A 16,754-nucleotide genomic window follows, 5' to 3' on the forward strand; every position below is an offset into this window, starting at 1 on the left:
TAAGTGGTTCGTGTACCTGTGCTTCCGGATCTTCGGCCAGAGGTACAGGGAGTAAACAGACGTTGTTTCGAACCGAGCCCCCTGGAGATCATGCACGCTGTTGGCGGCATCAGGTGGACCCGGCCTGCTGCATGACAGGCAGAGCCGCAAGACAAGGCACCTTTGGGTACGCTTCGGTCAAAACGGCAGGGTCCGGTTGCAGGTATTGGTTTCTGAACGGCTTCAGCTTGTTTGGGTTGCGTCCAGTCCCTGACCGGGCTGCATGATCTGGCCGGTGAGGGTGGTTTCATAGCCTCCAAGGGCCTGGATCTGCTGGCGGGTTGATTCCTGGCCGATCATGGCCAGCAGGGTCTGGATTTTGGGGTCGTTGTAATGGGCCCTGGGGATGAGCAGGTCGTAGCGTTCCCGGGCCAGAGGGACGAAATCCAGGTTCAGGGCCTTGGCCGCGGCATAGATGCCCAGACCGCAGTCGGCGGCTCCCGTGAGCACGTTGGCAGCCAGGGCCATGTGAGTGAACTCCTCGCTGTCATATCCCACAATATCGGCGGGAGATTTTCCTGCCTGTTTGAGGGCGTGGTCAAAAAGAATGCGTGTTCCCGCACCCCGCTGGCGGTTCACGAACCGGGCCTGTTTGGCGATCACATCCTTGATGCCGGTAATGTGCAGGGGATTGCCCGGCGCGACAATGAAACCCTGATGGCGAATGGCCAGATTGACAACGATCAGGTCCATGTCTGGCAGGTACTTGCGGATAAAGGGAAAATTGTAGTCTTCGGTTTCCGGGTCAAAGAGGTGGGCGCCAGCGATCATGGTTGATCCGGATTTGAGGGCCATGAGTCCGCCCATGGAGCCCACATGGCTGGACGCCAGGTACAAGGGGTTTTCAAGCCCCATGAGCTTGTTGGCCAGAAGGTCCACGGTGTTGTCGTGGCTGCCGATGACCAGCAGGGTTTGGTGGAGTTCGGCCTGGGGAACCAGCAGCCTAGCCTTAACGGTTGCTCCCTGTTCCACCCCTTCGCTGGTGGCTGGTATGGAGGTCATCCCGTGGGCCTTGGTCAGGGTGGTGATCATGCCCGCGCCCCTGGCCAGGGGGATGGCCACGTTCTTTTCCCCAACCCGGCCAATGGCCAGTCTGACCCGTTCTTCAAGGCCCAGTTTGGACGGGACCTTGCGGGCCATTTCCACGGTGATTTCAGGCCGTTCCCATACCCTTGCACGTGAGAGCCAGGCCACGATCGGGCCCAGCAATTCCTCGATACAGACCACGGCACTGACCGGATAGCCCGGGGCGCCCACCACAAGCCGGCCCCTGACCGTGCCCAGCATGGACGGCTTGCCCGGCATGACAGCAATGCCATGAACCAGAACCTCTCCCATCCTGCTGATCACTGATTTTGAATAATCCTTGCTTCCGGCCGAAGAGCCCGCCCCCACAATGACCACATGGGCGCCCTGGTCAATGGCCTGATCCACGGCTTTTTGCAGGGCTTCGGGATTGTCCGGGACCGGGGTGACTCGCTGGGTTTCACAATTCCAGGTACTGGCAAGGGCCATGAACACCTGGGAATTGCTTTCAATGACCTGGCCCGGCTTGGGCTGGGGACGGGTGGTGAAATCCAGGACCTCGTCACCCGTGGGGATGATGGTCATGCGCACGGGTTCCCATACCGAGACCTCCCAGATACCCGCGCTGAGCAGGGCGCCGATGTCATAGGGGGACAGGGTGCGATTCTGGGGCAAAAGCAGTTCCGTGGCCACGATGTCTTCGCCAATGCGTCGGACATGCTGCATGGGAAAGGCGCCCTTTTCAATGGTCACGCTTTCGCCCGTGTCCTCAATGACGTCTTCGATCATGATCACCGCGTCCATGTCCGCAGGCAGGGGGTTGCCCGTGTTCACGGGAATATAGTCCCTGTTGCGGACCAGCTGGATGGGCCGACCTTCCCGGGCGGCAAAGGTGGACGCTGCTTTGACCGCGATGCCGTCCATGGCTGCGGAATGAAAGGTGGGCGACGAGGTCCTGGCGTACACGGGTCGGGCCAGAACCCTGCCTGCGGCCTCGTGGGAAGGGATGGTTTCCTGCTTGATCAATCCGTCCCGGTCCAGGGCCGCGGTGACCTTGTCTATGGCTTCGGGAATGGTCATCAAATCGAGGTAAATGTTTCGTTCCATGGAATGATCCTTGGTTGAAATAATTTAAGTACATTTAAGTACGCAGTGCACTTAAGTACGCAGTACTCAGTACGCAGAGCGCAGTTATAAAATTTATAATGTTCATGAATCATTAAAATACATTTGTTTCGCAATATCATGTTAAATTCACAAGATGCCGAAAACCACTGCGTACTGTGTTCTGCGCACTGTGCACTCACGTGCGCAGTTATAAAAAAATCATAATGTCATTAAGTCTTTTATATGCATTTGTTTCGCAGTATCATGTTAAATTCCCAAAATGCCGAAAACCACTGCCTCCTGTGTTCTGCGCACTGCGTACTTAAGTGCCCTGTGCACTTAATCATATTTTCCACACCATAACCTTTGTTCCCGCAAGCAGTCCTTCGCTTTCAGCTGGTATGCGCACCAGGCCGTCGCATTGGACCAGGGTCTTGAGGAGTCCTGATTTGCCGGTTCTGGGCACGGCCTGGAGGGGTTCCTGTGGTGTGGCTTGTTTGAGTTCGACCCGGACATAGTCTTCCCTGCCCTGTTTGGAAGAGACATTGGTGGCCAGGGTGGCCGGGATCTGCGGTCGCAGGGAGGTGTCCCAGGCCTGGGTGCTGCCTCCCAGGTGGTGGATGAGGGGGCAGCCAAAAACGAGCATGATCACTTGTGCCGACGTGACCTGGCCTGGCAGTCCCATGATCGGTTTGCCGCCTACCCTGGCCAGGATGGTTGGCTTGCCCGGACTCACGGACACGCCGTGGGCCAAAATTTCGGAATCAGGCAGGGACAAGATGGCCTCAATGGTCAGGTCCCGCGTGCCCACGGAAGATCCCCCGGAGATGAACAGGACGTCGTTTTCGGCCAGACCCTGCTTGAGCATGGCCACGATGCTGGCAAGATCGTCCTTGACCAGACCGTAGGCCTGGACATGGGCGTTTGCCTTGCCCAGAAGACAGGCCAGGGTGGAGGTGTTCACATCCCTGACTTGGCCTGGACGCGGGGTTGTGTTGACATCCACCAGTTCGTCACCCGTGGAAATGATTCCGGCCCGGACCCGTTTGAAAACCGTAATGGAGGTGATCCCCAAGGCCGCCAGCAGGCCGATTTCCTGGGGACGAAGGCGTTTGCCCCTGGGAAGGATGGGCGCTCCCTGGGCAACATCCTCACCCGCAAGCATGACATTGTCTCCCGGGGCCACGCTCTTGCGGATCTCAATGGTCCCGGCTCCCAGCTCCTGGGTATGCTCGACCATGACCACGGCATTGCCGCCCGGAGGCAGGGTGCCGCCGGTGGTGATGGACATGCATTCCCCGCGCTCAAGGGGAGCTGTGCTCAGCTCGTCGATTTTGAGTTCGGCTTTGTTTTCGAGATAGGCGGGATTGGCTTCGCTGGCCCCGAAGGTGTCTTCGGCATGCACGGCAAACCCGTCCATGGATGACCGATGCACCATGGGGAGATTTTCAGGGGAGGTGATGGCTGTTGCCAGCATTCGGTCAACGCCTGTACGAAAATCAATCTGTTCCCTGGCAACAGTGGGAAAGGTTTTAAGCAGGCGGCACAATTCCCTGGAGGAAATAACGCGGAAGAAGTCCTGTTTCATGAGTATGCCTTGAATGATGTATGTCTTTTATCCCGTATGTGACTGGGAGCAGATACTGCATTTTTTTGTCGAGAACAAGGATGCAGGAACAAAGATTCAGATCTTGGCAACGCGGGCGTGGTCTGCAGGATCACAGAACACGGTGAACCGGCTGGTCCGGGCGAATCCGAGCAGGGTGATGCCGTGGTCGGCTGCCATGTCAATAGCCGCCATGGTTGTGGCTGATTGACTCACCACCATGGGCAGGCCGGCCAGACATATTTTGGTCATCAATGAGCCGGTGACCCGTGAGGAACAGAGGAGTACCTTGTCCTTGAGGGGACAGGCCGCCTGAACGGACCATCCGGCCAACCGATCAATGCAGTTGTGTCGGGCAATGTCCTCCACAAAATGGATGATCGTGTCCGTGTGGGGATCAAAAAGGGCCATGCGGTGAAAGCAGCCCGTGGTTTCCCACAGGCCCGTGCGGCTGAAAAACCGGTTCATGGCTCCAAGAATGGTTGGGGGAGAAACAGGTTCGAAATTCCTGCCTCCTGCCGGATACTCCCGGGGACAGGGATCAAGATGAAAGGTGTCATGCTCGGTCTGCCTGAGGCAGGGGATCTGGTTCGGAGAACACCATTCCACCAGGGCATGGCCCAGTGCCAGATGGTCCAGATCCCGGGGAAAGGCCCACAGGGTGGTTGATCTGTTAGGCCAGGCCAGATGGATGCGGGTTTCCCGGGTCACCGTGTCTTCTATCCTATGCCAGGAATTACCGTGAAACTTGTCATAGGGTCGGGCAGGGATGAGAGATGAAGTCATATGGTTTGTCCTTGGATGGAAAAGGGTGCGGCCTGTCTGCAATGAGCAGGGGGTTGGCAATATGTATCCGGGCGGGATGAAAAAGTCCAAGCATTCCCGGCAGGGAAGCGGAAAGAATGCCTTCAGCAGGGTGTCTCCCCAAGGAATGCATGATTGTCTTACATGTCATTTGTGACACAAAACGTTAATATCTTTCGTTTTTTTTGTAAAACCTGTTGCGATATCAAAAACGCTGTGGTACGCGAAGACATCTTTCTACAACTCTTAGGGTAGGCATGTACATAGGCCTTATTTCGCAACTTGGGTAGTGGTCGCAATATGCCCCTTGAATAACTTGGATTCAGGTTCACACCTGTAACCAAAGGAGGAAAAATGAAACGAAGAGCGTTCCTCAAGTTTTCGGCGATGGCCGGAACAGTCATGGCGCTGGGAGGTTTGGGCATCAGTCTCAAGCCGACGATGGCCAGGGCGCAGCTTCTGAAACTTCGCTGGGCCAAGGAAACCACGTCCATCTGCTGTTATTGTGCAGTGGGTTGCGGGCTTCTGGTCCATACGGCCAAGGACGGGCAGAACAGGGCCATCAATGTTGAAGGAAATCCGGATCATCCCATCAACGAAGGTTCGCTGTGCGCCAAGGGTGCCTCCATCTGGCAGCTTACGGAAAACGATTCCCGTGTCCTGCAGCCCATGTACAGGGCGCCTTTCAGCGACAAGTGGGAAGCGGTTTCCTGGGATTGGGCCCTGGACCAGATCGCGGATCGGGTCAAGAAGACCAGGGACGCGACCTTCAGCCTGAAGAACGCCAAGGGAGAAGTGGTCAACCGGTGTGACGGCATTGCCAATGTCGGGTCGGCGGCCATGGATAATGAGGAGTGCTGGGTGTATCAGGCATTCTTGCGATCATTGGGCCTGGTCTGGATCGAGCACCAGGCGCGGATCTGACACAGCGCAACTGTTGCGGCTCTGGCAGAGTCGTTCGGACGCGGTGCAATGACCAATCACTGGATCGACCTCAAGAACAGTGACGTCATTCTGGTCATGGGAAGCAATGCGGCATCCAACCATCCCATCTCTTTCAAGTGGGTCAACAAGGCCAAGGAAAACGGGGCCAAGCTCATAAGTGTTGATCCCCGGTTCACCCAGACATCCACCCAGGCGGACATCTATGCCCCCCTTCGCGGCGGCACGGACATCGCCTTTCTCGGCGGCATGATCAAGTACATCCTGGATAACAACCTGTATTTCAGGGAGTACATGGTCAACTACACCAATGCCTCGTTTATTGTCAGCAAGAAATTCGAATTCAAGGACGGGTTGTTTTCCGGGTACAAGGAAAACGAGCCCGGGAGCGCCTATCGCGGCAAGTATGACAAGTCCTACTGGGCCTTTGAACGGGACAAGGACGGCAATCCCAAGAAGGACCCGAGTCTTTCCAACAGCCGGTGCGTGTTCCAGCTGCTCAAGAAGCACTACTCCAGGTACACCCTTGACAAGGTGTCCGATGTCACCGGAACCCCCAAGGACAAACTTCTTGAGGTCTACAAGACCTATGCGGCCACGGGCAAACCCGACAAGTCCGCAACCATCATGTACGCCATGGGCTGGACCCAGCATACCGTGGGTGTCCAGAACATCCGCTGCATGGCTATGATCCAGCTTTTGCTGGGCAATATTGGTGTGGCCGGGGGCGGCGTCAATGCCCTGCGCGGCGAGTCCAATGTTCAGGGTTCCACGGACCATTGCCTGCTCTGGCACATTCTGCCGGGGTATCTCCAGGTTCCCAAGTCCAACCTGCCCACCCTCAAGGCGTATAATGAGGCCTACACCCCCCACAGCAACGATCCCAAGAGTGCCAACTGGTGGCAGAATTATCCCAAATATTCGGTCAGTCTGTTGCGGGCCATGTATCCCAACACCGATCACAACCTCTCCTATACCTGGTTGCCCAAGGCGGATACGGGCAAAACCTATACCTGGCTGCAGCTTTTTGATGCCATGGACAAGGGAGAGTTCAAGGGCTTTTTTGCCTGGGGTCAGAACCCCGCGTGTAGCGGTGCCAACTCCAACAAGACCCGACGGGCCATGACCAGGCTGGACTGGATGGTCAATGTGAACATCTTTGACAACGAGACCGGTTCCTTTTGGCGCGGTCCGGGCATGAACCCCAAGGAGATCAAGACCGAGGTCTTTTTTCTGCCCTGCTGCACCTCCATTGAAAAGGAAGGTTCCATTACCAATTCCGGGCGGTGGATGCAGTGGCGTACGGCCGGTCCCAAACCCCTGGGGCTGACCAAATCCGACGGTCACATCATTTGCGAGCTGGCCCAGAAGATCAAAGACAAGTACAGAAAAGAAGGTGGTCTGTTTTCGGATCCCATTTTGAACCTGGATATTGCCGCCTGGCAGGATGGACACGGGTTCAGCGCCGAGAACACGGCCAAGCTGATCAACGGGTATTTTCTCAAGGACACCACCATCAAGGGCAAAACCTACAAGAAGGGAACCCTGGTTCCCAGTTTTGCCTTTCTCCAGGACGACGGTTCCACCAATTCCGGAAACTGGCTGTACTGCAATTCCTTTACGGAAAAGGGGAACATGGCCGCCCGCATGGACAAGACCCAGACACCGGCCCAGGCCAGGATCGGGCTCTATCCCAATTGGGCATGGTGCTGGCCTGTCAACCGGCGGATCATCTACAACCGGGCCTCGGTGGATCTCAACGGCAAGCCGTATGCGCCTGAAAAAGCGGTCATTGCCTGGAATGCCGCTGCCAAGAAGTGGGAAGGTGATGTTCCCGATGGCGGCTGGGCTCCGGGAACCAAGTACGCGTTCATCATGCGCAAGGAAGGGTTCGGCCAGATCTTTGGTCCGGGCCGGGCAGATGGACCTTTTCCCGAGCATTACGAGCCCATGGAATGCCCCGTGGACAAGAATCCCTTTTCCAAGCGATTGCGCAGTCCTGTTGCCATGCAGTTCTCTGTTGAAGAGAAAGCCGTTTGCGATCCCCGGTATCCCTTTGTCTGCAGCACCTACCGGGTCACGGAACACTGGCAGACAGGTCTCATGACCCGGCATACGCCGTGGTTGCTGGAAGCCCAGCCTCAGATGTTCTGCGAAATGAGCAAGGAGCTGGCCAAGCTGCGGGGCATCAAGAACGGCGACAAGGTCATCCTTGAAAGCGTTCGCGGCAAGCTGTGGGCTGTTGCCCTTGTCACTGCCCGGTTCAAGCCCTTCAAGGTCATGGGCTCCACCGTGCATCAGGTGGGCGTTCCCTGGCATTTTGGCTGGCAGTTCCCCGAGGATGGAAGCGGTGGCGATGCCGCCAACCTGCTTACTCCGTCCGTAGGTGATCCCAACACCGGAATCCCGGAAACCAAGGCGTTCATGGTCAACGTCCGCAAAGCAAAGGAGGGCGAGCTCAATGCCTAAAGCATTTCTTGTAGACCTCTCTCGGTGCACGGCGTGTCGGGGTTGCCAGATCGCCTGCAAACAGTGGCACAAACTTCCGGCAGAAAAAACAAAGAACATGGGAAGTTATCAGAATCCCCAGGATCTGTCTTTTGTGACCTATAAACTGGTGCGGTACACGGAACGGGAAATGGATGACGGGGTCAAATGGCTCTTCTTTCCCGAGCAGTGCCGTCACTGCATTGATCCGCCCTGCAAGGGCATGGCCGATGATTATGACGAGCGTGCCATCATCCAGGATGCGGATACCGGGGCGGTTATCTTCACGGAGTTTTCCAGGAAGATCGACGACTTGAGCCCCGAGGAACTGTGTCCGTACAACATCCCCAGGCGTGATCCCGTCACCGGTATATGGGGCAAGTGCGACATGTGTCTGGATCGGGTGCAGAACGGTTTGCTGCCCGCATGTGTCCAGTCCTGTCCCACCGGAACCATGCACTTTGGCGAGCGGGACGAGATGCTTGAACTGGCTGAAAAACGGCTGGCTGAATTGAAAAAAACGTATCCTGATGCCCAGCTCATGGACCCCGATGATGTGAGCACGATCTATCTGTCCATCTATCCTCCGTCCTGGTATTACGAGTTTGCAACGGCTTCGGTTACGCGTCCCAAAACCATGACCAGGGCCCAGGCCCTGGCCAAAATCTTCCCGGGCCTCAAGCGCCGGGTTGGATAACACCCTCCCCTTGTACATGGCCGCCCCGCTGGGGGGCGGCCATTTGAGAGATGACAGTGGAAAGAGAATAAACAAAGGGCACCCCTTGGGGTGCCCTTTGTTTATTCTGCAAGGATTGCGGCAGCCACGTCACTACGTATCCGGCGGGAGATTTCCTGCATGGCCAGGCTCATGGCCTGGGCCACGCCCTCCGGAGTTCTGGTCTGGCAGGTCCTGACGCTGGTGTAGGAGCGCTGCAAGAGAATACGCCTGCTCACATCCGGCTCATCGGCTTTTGACAGGGTCACGGTCAGTTCCAGTACGGCTTCCCAGGTCGCGGCCTTGTCCCGCTCGTAAAAGGCATCCACGCTTCCGCTGATACTATGGGTGGGCGCATGGACCATGCCCGGGTCGTTCACGGCTAGAAAAACACCCGATCGGTTGCAATCCCTGCGCAAAAACGAGGTGACCAGATCGGCCGGATCAGCGTGCCAGCGGTGGTAGGCATATTCGCTACGCCTATAGGGGCCGTCCTTGAACACCATGCGCAACGTTGCGTAGTCCGGTGCAATGCTGAAACGGGCAACTTCGATAATGGCCGGTACGGTTGCGTTTGTTTGACCCTCGGGCGGATCATATTCCAGGGTGTAGTAGTGGACAGGGGGAATGTGGTGTCTTGGAGGCAGACAGCTGCAAAGGGTCAGACTGACACTTAACAGGCAGATGGCAACGGGAAGGAAAGATCTCATGGAAATATCCTGGTTGGTTCGGGTTCATCAGGGAAGGCGACGGGGCGGAGGCGGCGGACTGGAGATGAGCCTGGAGGGCTGATCGATGAGCTCTTCCAGCAAACGGTTGAGCCCCTGACTGGCCTTGTCCAGATTGCGCAGGGTGAGCACGAGGTGCTTTTGCATGACCCCGAGATTGTCCCGGCTTCCCTCGATCATGGCGGTTCCCTGGGTCACGAGGATGGAGGTCTGCTGCACGGTCTGGTGAAGCTGGTGCAGGGTGGCGTTGAGGGTGGGCTGGTTCTGGGCGATCATCTGATCGGTCCGTGCAATAAGGGCTGAGGCCTGCGCAAGGACGGTTCCGGTTTGGTGCATGACGGCCTCAAACGCCCTGGTGGCATTGGTGGTTGAGGTCATGGCGGTTTCCCAGCCTGGATGCTGGGTCAGGGCCGTGATGCCCTTAAGGGTTGTACGGATGTCCTGGGAAAGCTCGGGCAGGGCCAAGCCATCCAGGGCGGTATTGAAGTTGTCCAGGCTGATCTTGACCCGGTCGGCAATGCCCTTGAGATCAACTTCCAGAAGCCGGTGGTAGAGCACGGACAGACTGTTCATGATCTGGGCGATGTTCGACGGGATGGATGGGATAACAGGATACTCGGTGGGAAAATCAACGGAGGGGGATTGCGCAGGCCGGGACGGATCCCTGAGGTCAATATTGACGAACATGCTGCCGGTGATTCCCACGGCACTGAGTTGGGCCTGGGAATCGGGCGGAATGGTCACGCCCTTGTCAATGTCCATGATCACCTGGATGAGACGGGAATCCGGGGCCACCTGGATGGACCTGACCCGGCCAATGGGAACGCCCCGGTATTTTACAGGGGAGTCGATACCCAGTCCCTGTACGGATTCATCAAAAAAGGTCACATAGGTTGTGCCCCGATCCAGAAATTTGGTCACGCCCAGAGCGATAATGACCACCACGCTCAGGGTGAGGCCGGCAACAACAAAGAGTCCTACGGAAAATTTGGTTCTGGCTGTGGCCATGGAAGATCCTGTTCGATAGAGTGCGCAGTGCACAGGGCGCAGTGCGCAGGGGTTCATAATCGATTACCTTCAATTTACAACCCGTTACCGCTTTGGGGGTTGGCGGTTGAAAAATTGCTGTACCAGCGGGTTGGGGCTGTGGTCGCGCAGGAAGCGCGGATCGCCGTCAGCAATGATGGACCGGGTGTTTTTGTCCAGCATGATGGTTCGGTGGGCAATGGCAAAGATGGACGCAAGCTCATGGGAAACAAGGACCACGGTGGTGCCCAGGTTCTTGTTGATCTCCAGGATGAGCTCGTCCAGTTCGGCCGAGGTAACGGGATCAAGCCCGGCCGAGGGCTCATCCAGAAAGAGCATGGCCGGATCAAGGGCCATGGCCCGGGCAATGGCCGCCCGTTTCTTCATGCCGCCGCTGATTTCCATGGGCAGGTGATCTTCAAATCCCTGCAGGCCCACTTGGGCAAGTTTCAGGCACGCCAGATCACGCACCGATTCCTCGGGAAGATCCGTGTACGCCTCAATGGGCAGGGCCACGTTTTGGACCAGGGTCATGGATCCGAGCAGGGCGCCGCCCTGGTACATCACTCCAAAGGATTGCAGGAGGTTGCGGTATCCGTCTTCATCCATGGGATCCATGGGCACACCCTGAATAAAGATTTTCCCGCCCATGGGGCGGTGCAAGCCGATCAAATGTTTGAGCAGCGTGGATTTGCCGCATCCGCTTCCTCCAAGAATGGCACAGATCTCGCCGCGCTGAACCGTAAAGCTGGCCTGTTCAAGCAGGATCAGCTGGTCAAAGCCCATGGTCAGGTTGCGGACCTCAATGACCGGAGCCGATTCGTCTGCCATGATCCTACCCCCAATACCGTTGGATAACGGCCAGAATGGAATCGGCCAGGATGATCAGGAAGATGGACGTGACAACGGACGAGGTGGTGGCCCGTCCCACACTATCGGCCCCGCCACGAACCTGAAATCCCCGAAAACAGCCTGTTCCGGCGATGAGCAGGGCAAAGAGCATGGTTTTGAGCACGCTCCAGAGCACATCGCTCATGGAAATGGTGTTGATGGTCTGCACCATGTAGCCGTGGGTGGTCAGATCCAGCAGGGTCACGCCCACCACCAGGCCGCCGGCAATGGCAAAAAAATCCGAAAACAACGTCAGCAAGGGCTGGACCACAAGGGTGGCCAGAAGTCGCGGCAGAACAAGAAAGGCCGTGATGTCAAAGCCCATGGTGGTCAGGGCGTCGATCTCCTCGGCAACGCGCATGCTGCCGATTTCTGCGGCAAAGGCTGATCCCGATCGGCCGGCCACAATGATGGCGGTCATGATGGGGCCCAGTTCGCGGACCATGGACAAACTGACCAGAGAGGCTACATAGATGTTGGCCCCGAATTGTTCCAGCTGAACAGCGGACATGAAGGCCATGATCAGTCCGAGCAAAAAGCTGATCAGGGCGACAATGGGCAGGGCGTCGGCACCCACCCGCTGCATGTGGATGAGGGTGTCGTCCCCGCGGAGTCTGGACGGAGAACGCAGCACCGAGATCAGGGACAGGAGCACGTCGCCCACAAAGATGAGCATGTTGCGGGAATCGTGGAGCATATTCAGGGTGGTGTCGCCGAGGCGTTCCAGCCAGCAGGCAGGGCGGCATGGCGGCCGGGAGGATGAGGCCTTGCCCATGGTGCGGGCCATGTCCACGAACCGGGTCAGGTCTGGGGGAACATGTTCGAAGCGTATGGGAGAGGAGCTTTGTCGCGCCAGGTGCAGGAGAACCAGGGTGCCAAAATCATCCATGCGGGAGACTTTCTGCAGATCCACGTGCAAGGATGCGTTCTTGGGCAGATCAGCCCTGGATAGGGCCTCAATGAGGGCGCTGCCCGTGGATTTGTCAACCGGGCCGCGCAGTGTCACCCGAACGGTCCGGCCGTGTACGGCAACATGGAAATCCGGTGGGACGGAAGAAAAAACAGGCTGGCTCATGGCGGACGTTTTGGGTGAACAGGGTTGGCATACAATGGAGTTATCTGCCCGAATACATGAGGAAGTTCGTTTCGTCCACCCGGTTTGGCGCCTCCAACGTGGAGACCAAGGCATTGCTTGCCTTTGGCGCTTATCTCCCCTAGGTATAAGGTTTCAGGAACTACACAGGGCTCTGGCCCGGGATACTTGTTTATATGCTCAATCGATGTACACGAAAAATCCTCCTCCTTGTCTGGGTGGGGGTTATTGCCATGTCTTCTGCGGCCTGGGGTCTGCCGCGGGCAGAGGACATGGATCTCACATACCTTGATACGGCCCTTGAGACCATGCTGGCCCAGGTGAATCCGTCGCCCGGGGATTTTGTCCAGGGAAAGGATGTTGACCTTCTGGTGGATATTGTCCGTTCCAGTACCTCCACGACCGATTTCCAGCTGCCGGACATGAATGGGCTGACCTCGGCCTATTATCCCTTTTCCCTTGAAATTTCCATGGACCGGCTCCTGCGGTACGGATACAACCCGGATCTGCCCACCTATCTGGTGGTTCCCAACACAGTTCGCCGGGGGGAGTGGACTTCGGTGAACGCCGGAGCCAATGTTCTCCCCAAATTGTGGGAACATCTTGGCCATCTGGATACCCCGGTGGTGGTGCATGGGGTGGAGCATGAAGAAATAACTCCGGATGTGTTTTCCGGGGGGTATTACAGCTATGACATGGACCGGGCCCTGATTCTGCTGGCCCATGAAGGCCGTCCCGTACTCATTTCCGTGACCCGGCAGCAGGACAGATCCGCTGTGGGCAAAAAAGGTGCGGTTGTGGGCAATGATGGTGACTGGCAGTATCTCTATTCCGGGGTCAAGGGATTGACCAAGGGCGGACTGGGCTGGGTCAGTTCCTACATGTACGAATCCATGTCCGTAACGGTTTTTTGCGAGGTTCCCGGATCCCAGGGACCGCGTATCAAGGCCGGGGTGTTCAAATGGCTGCGTGCCGGATGGGCCGGGATCAACATGGTTCGAACCCATCACATCAAGGAAGGGTGCAAGCGGTTTGCAACGGCCATGACCGAGATCCTGGAAAGCCCCAACCTGCCTCCCGAGGATCGTTTGGTCCGGCACATTGACATGTGCAAGCGTCTGACTCCCGGGGAACTGCGGGGACTGGTCAAACCCTATGTGGATGAGCTCAAAAAGGCTGACGACCCCGTGGTCAACAAATCTCCCTTCAAGAAACTGCTGGCCTCGGGTGAATACCTCCAGAACATGCCCAAGGAAGATATGGTCAAGGTGCTGGTGCAGGGCTATCTCAAGGATATTCTTGGCCGGGACCATGTGGTGGATGCCACGGCGTGTCAGCAGATCCTTGCCCGGCGAACAGACGGAGACCATGAAGCCGGGTCCCCGGAGCAGGGTGTTTCGCCCAACAACTCCTGAGGGAACATGGTGGCAATCATCTGAAACATACCCACTTGATCAGAAACATTGGGGGAGTACCGGTTGCGATGGGTGCTCCCTTCTTTTATGTCTGTTCAGGATGTTGCTGTGGCAGAAAGGTCAATTCATACATGGCGAGGAAGAAGATATGCATGCACCTGCTGTCAGGGATTCCTATGTTTCACCAATGGTGCGCCCGGGGTTTGTGGCGGCCCGGTTTCCCTCCCTGTGCTTTTACGTGCGGGATCTGGCACAGATAGCCCGGGCGTTTTTTCTCATCAAGCAGCGTTCCTTTACTCCTGAGCAATTCATGAACTGCAGTTACGGGATTGTTCATGCCCTGGAGTCAGTGGGATGCCGGGTTGTGGTGGAAAATGTTTCGGCTCTGGCCATGGCGGGCGGGCCTTGCGTCATTGTGGGCAATCACATGAGCACTTTGGAAACCTTTGTGCTGCCCTGGATGGTTTTGCAACACACCCCCATGACCTTTGTCATCAAAAAAAGTCTGTTGAAAATTCCGTTTTTTGGTGCGGTTACAGCCGGATGGGATCCCATTGCCGTGGGCCGGAAAAATCCCAGGGAAGATCTCAGGCACGTGTTAGAGCAGGGCCAGCATAAACTCGCACAGGGGTGCTCGGTGATCGTGTTCCCCCAGAGTACGCGCATGGTCCGGTTTGATCCGTCCCGGTTCAATACCATTGGCGTGAAGTTGGCCCGGCGGGCCCAGGTTCCCGTGGTGCCTCTGGCCCTCAAAACCGATGCCTGGGGCAATGGCAAGTGGATCAAGGATTTTGGGCCCATTGACCCCGCCAAGGAGATCCGGTTCTGTTTTGGCGAACCCATGGCTATTACGGGCAACGGCAAAAACCAGCATGAACAATGCGTGGCCTTTGTCCGGGAAAAGCTCGAACAGTGGGGGTGAAGGACTCACGGGTACAAAGGGAAGGCTCTGATTTTTTCATAAGGAACCTGTCCCCATGTTCACGCAGAAGTGCGCAGTACACAGTGCGCAGGGCGCAGGGAAAACAACGTGCCCAATTGAACAACAACGAGCCAGGCTCTGAATCCTCTGGCTCGTGAGCAACCAAACGCGACTTTTACGCGTAAGCCCCCTGTGTCAGGGAAGTTGTCGCCTCTTCTGAAATTCATTTAAAGACCAACTAACCTGTCCCTATGTTCGCTTCATGGATCTAATTGATCCCAAATTGGGACCAATTTGGGACTCTTTTATGGATCAAAATGGTACCAAAATTTTTTTATAATGGGTGGAAGTAACACCGATCATAAAAAAGCGTTACCGTTACTAATTTTCAGTTGATGTAACATACATAGTAGGAATTTTTTGAAAATTTTTAAAGTAGATGTAACACTTGGAGAAAACATCATTTTGTCAAGTGCTGGTTATGACAAAATTTTCATAAAAAACCTGTCCCTTTATTCCTTATTCAGTCCCCATGTTTCTTCTTCCGTTTTCCCCTTTTGTCCCGGTCTCATGCTCGCAATCTTTTCATTGAGTAGACCCCACTGGCTCCGGCCAGAGGGGTGAACGTTCTGGTATCCTTTGACTTCAGAAGGTGCCTGACCTGGTCAAAAACATCCTGCACAAATTCCTTTGAGCCCAAGATACGATTTTTCATAAAGAACCTGTCCCCATGTTCGCTGAAGTACGCAGTGCGCAGGGGGAACAAATGGTTTTGGTTTATTTTTTGCGGGAGACGCTGGGGCAGTGGATGGTGCCAAGGTGGAGGGAGGGGCAGGGCTATGTACCCGGCTTCTATGCTCCTTGAAAGGGGGAAGTCCCTGGATGACATTTTTTGACCAGACTTTCCCAATCGTCTGGCGGATTTCCCTGTTCGAGCATTTTTGTGAAAACAGCGTACGGATCTGATTTGCTTCCCTGTTTGCGGAGAGAGCGTGCATCATTGACCCATGCATAGACAATGACCTTTGATTGTGAGTCAAATCTAAAAAAGAGTCTGAATCGTCTACCGATCTTGGCACGCCGCCAGTGGCGATAGGTTGTGCCCATGGTGTTGCCCTGGCGGAAGCGATCACTGTTGGGATTCTTTGGAATTACATCCAAAACAAGGTGGGAAATGGCTGCATAAAGTTTATAGGTTGCACTGGTTTCCAGCTCGGCCGGTCTTTTTTGTTTGATGCGGTTGATGGCTTTTTCGAGATTGCAGATCTGCTCCTTGATTCCATCATGAAAGAGCAAGGTCCAGCCATGTCGTTGCATCAGAGATCAACCTCGCCATCAATGTCATTATTGAGGTCAACAGGTTGGTTGAGCATGGTAAGCATCGAATCTTGCAAATGTTTTGGCAGATCTCGGAGGTGCTTGCCCTGTCGCAAATCCTTTTCCATCAGACCGAGAAACTTGGTAATGGCAGGATCTTCATGCTCGTTTGTCCGTAGACTGCGTACAATGATTTGCTCCCCCTGGATTTCAAAGCTGAGTTTATTGCCACTGGTTAGCCCGAGTGCGGTTCGAATGGACTTGGGGAGAGTGATTTGTCCTTTAGACGTGATCGTTGCGGTTGCTCGAATGGGAATCATGTGAACCTCCTGGATTATGTCTTTGTAAGGATTGTTCCTTACCGCGTCAACATAAGAAGAAAGCCCATTTCTATACAAAGAATATGCAACCTGTCCCTTTGTTCAATACAAAGAATATGCAACCTGTCCCTTTGTTCAGTCCCTTTGTTCACTCTTTAAGTGCGCAGTACGCAGTGCGCAGGGCACAGAGAAAAACAACGTGCCTAATTGAACAACAACGAACCAGGCTCTCAATTTTCTGGCTGGTGAGCAACCAAACGCGACTTTCACGCGTAAGCAGATAGATATCGATAAAAGTATCTCTATATCAGCCGGT

Annotated in this window: 13 protein-coding genes; 4 read left to right on the top strand and 9 right to left on the bottom strand. The window is 55.7% G+C overall.

Features of this window, described 5'->3' with window-relative positions:
* Positions 1-222: 222 nt before the first annotated feature.
* The 3 genes from DPF_RS07645 to DPF_RS07655 all read right to left on the bottom strand — a co-directional run bounded on the left by DPF_RS07645 (position 223) and on the right by DPF_RS07655 (position 4,564).
* Positions 223-2,172 (bottom strand): molybdopterin biosynthesis protein, encoded by a 1,950-nt coding sequence (locus tag DPF_RS07645; protein WP_069858594.1) that lies wholly within the window; start codon positions 2,170-2,172, stop codon positions 223-225.
* Positions 2,173-2,515: 343 nt separating this feature from the next.
* Positions 2,516-3,760, bottom strand: coding sequence for a molybdopterin molybdotransferase MoeA (locus DPF_RS07650; protein WP_069858596.1), 1,245 nt, complete (start codon positions 3,758-3,760; stop codon positions 2,516-2,518).
* Positions 3,761-3,856: 96 nt separating this feature from the next.
* A complete protein-coding gene (locus DPF_RS07655; protein WP_069858598.1) occupies positions 3,857-4,564 on the bottom strand; it encodes a formate dehydrogenase accessory sulfurtransferase FdhD in 708 nt (235 codons plus the stop codon).
* 372 nt (positions 4,565-4,936) lie between these two features.
* Here DPF_RS07655 and fdnG point away from each other — a divergent pair, with 372 nt between their 5' ends.
* Both fdnG and DPF_RS07670 read left to right on the top strand, forming a co-directional pair.
* Positions 4,937-7,993 carry a formate dehydrogenase-N subunit alpha gene (gene fdnG, locus DPF_RS07665; protein WP_083254545.1) on the top strand — a complete coding sequence of 1,019 codons (3,057 nt, stop codon included), beginning with the start codon at positions 4,937-4,939 and terminating at the stop codon, positions 7,991-7,993.
* The gene (locus DPF_RS07670) at positions 7,986-8,708 is read left to right on the top strand and encodes a 4Fe-4S dicluster domain-containing protein (RefSeq protein ID WP_069858604.1); all 723 of its coding nucleotides are present in this window, start codon (positions 7,986-7,988) and stop codon (positions 8,706-8,708) included. Before fdnG ends, DPF_RS07670 begins: the two co-directional genes overlap by 8 nt.
* A gap of 101 nt (positions 8,709-8,809) precedes the next feature.
* Here DPF_RS07670 and DPF_RS07675 read toward each other — a convergent pair whose 3' ends face one another.
* From DPF_RS07675 to DPF_RS07690, 4 genes are all read right to left on the bottom strand, one after another.
* The gene (locus tag DPF_RS07675) at positions 8,810-9,436 is read right to left on the bottom strand and encodes an ABC-type transport auxiliary lipoprotein family protein (RefSeq protein ID WP_069858606.1); all 627 of its coding nucleotides are present in this window, start codon (positions 9,434-9,436) and stop codon (positions 8,810-8,812) included.
* A gap of 27 nt (positions 9,437-9,463) precedes the next feature.
* Positions 9,464-10,462 (bottom strand): MlaD family protein, encoded by a 999-nt coding sequence (locus tag DPF_RS07680; protein ID WP_069858608.1) that lies wholly within the window; start codon positions 10,460-10,462, stop codon positions 9,464-9,466.
* An 84-nt stretch (positions 10,463-10,546) separates the two neighbouring features.
* Complete coding sequence (locus DPF_RS07685) at positions 10,547-11,311, bottom strand: ABC transporter ATP-binding protein (protein WP_069858610.1); 765 nt, start codon at positions 11,309-11,311, stop codon at positions 10,547-10,549.
* A 4-nt stretch (positions 11,312-11,315) separates the two neighbouring features.
* Positions 11,316-12,446, bottom strand: a complete 1,131-nt coding sequence (locus DPF_RS07690; protein ID WP_083254547.1) for an ABC transporter permease — start codon at positions 12,444-12,446, stop codon at positions 11,316-11,318.
* Positions 12,447-12,736: 290 nt separating this feature from the next.
* On the opposite strand from DPF_RS07690, the gene DPF_RS07695 reads away from it, so the two are divergent.
* Positions 12,737-13,879, top strand: coding sequence for a hypothetical protein (locus DPF_RS07695; protein WP_141721088.1), 1,143 nt, complete (start codon positions 12,737-12,739; stop codon positions 13,877-13,879).
* Between the two features lie 148 nt (positions 13,880-14,027).
* Positions 14,028-14,801, top strand: a complete 774-nt coding sequence (locus DPF_RS07700; RefSeq protein WP_069858614.1) for a lysophospholipid acyltransferase family protein — start codon at positions 14,028-14,030, stop codon at positions 14,799-14,801.
* An 852-nt stretch (positions 14,802-15,653) separates the two neighbouring features.
* Here DPF_RS07700 and DPF_RS07705 read toward each other — a convergent pair.
* Positions 15,654-16,118: a type II toxin-antitoxin system YhaV family toxin gene (locus DPF_RS07705; RefSeq protein ID WP_069858616.1), complete on the bottom strand. Its 465-nt coding sequence runs from the start codon at positions 16,116-16,118 to the stop codon at positions 15,654-15,656.
* Complete coding sequence (locus tag DPF_RS07710) at positions 16,118-16,438, bottom strand: type II toxin-antitoxin system PrlF family antitoxin (RefSeq protein ID WP_069858618.1); 321 nt, start codon at positions 16,436-16,438, stop codon at positions 16,118-16,120. Before DPF_RS07710 ends, DPF_RS07705 begins: the two co-directional genes overlap by 1 nt.
* Positions 16,439-16,754: the final 316 nt, after the last annotated feature.

The organism is Desulfoplanes formicivorans (genome assembly GCF_001748225.1).
GTDB lineage: Bacteria > Desulfobacterota > Desulfovibrionia > Desulfovibrionales > Desulfomicrobiaceae > Desulfoplanes > Desulfoplanes formicivorans.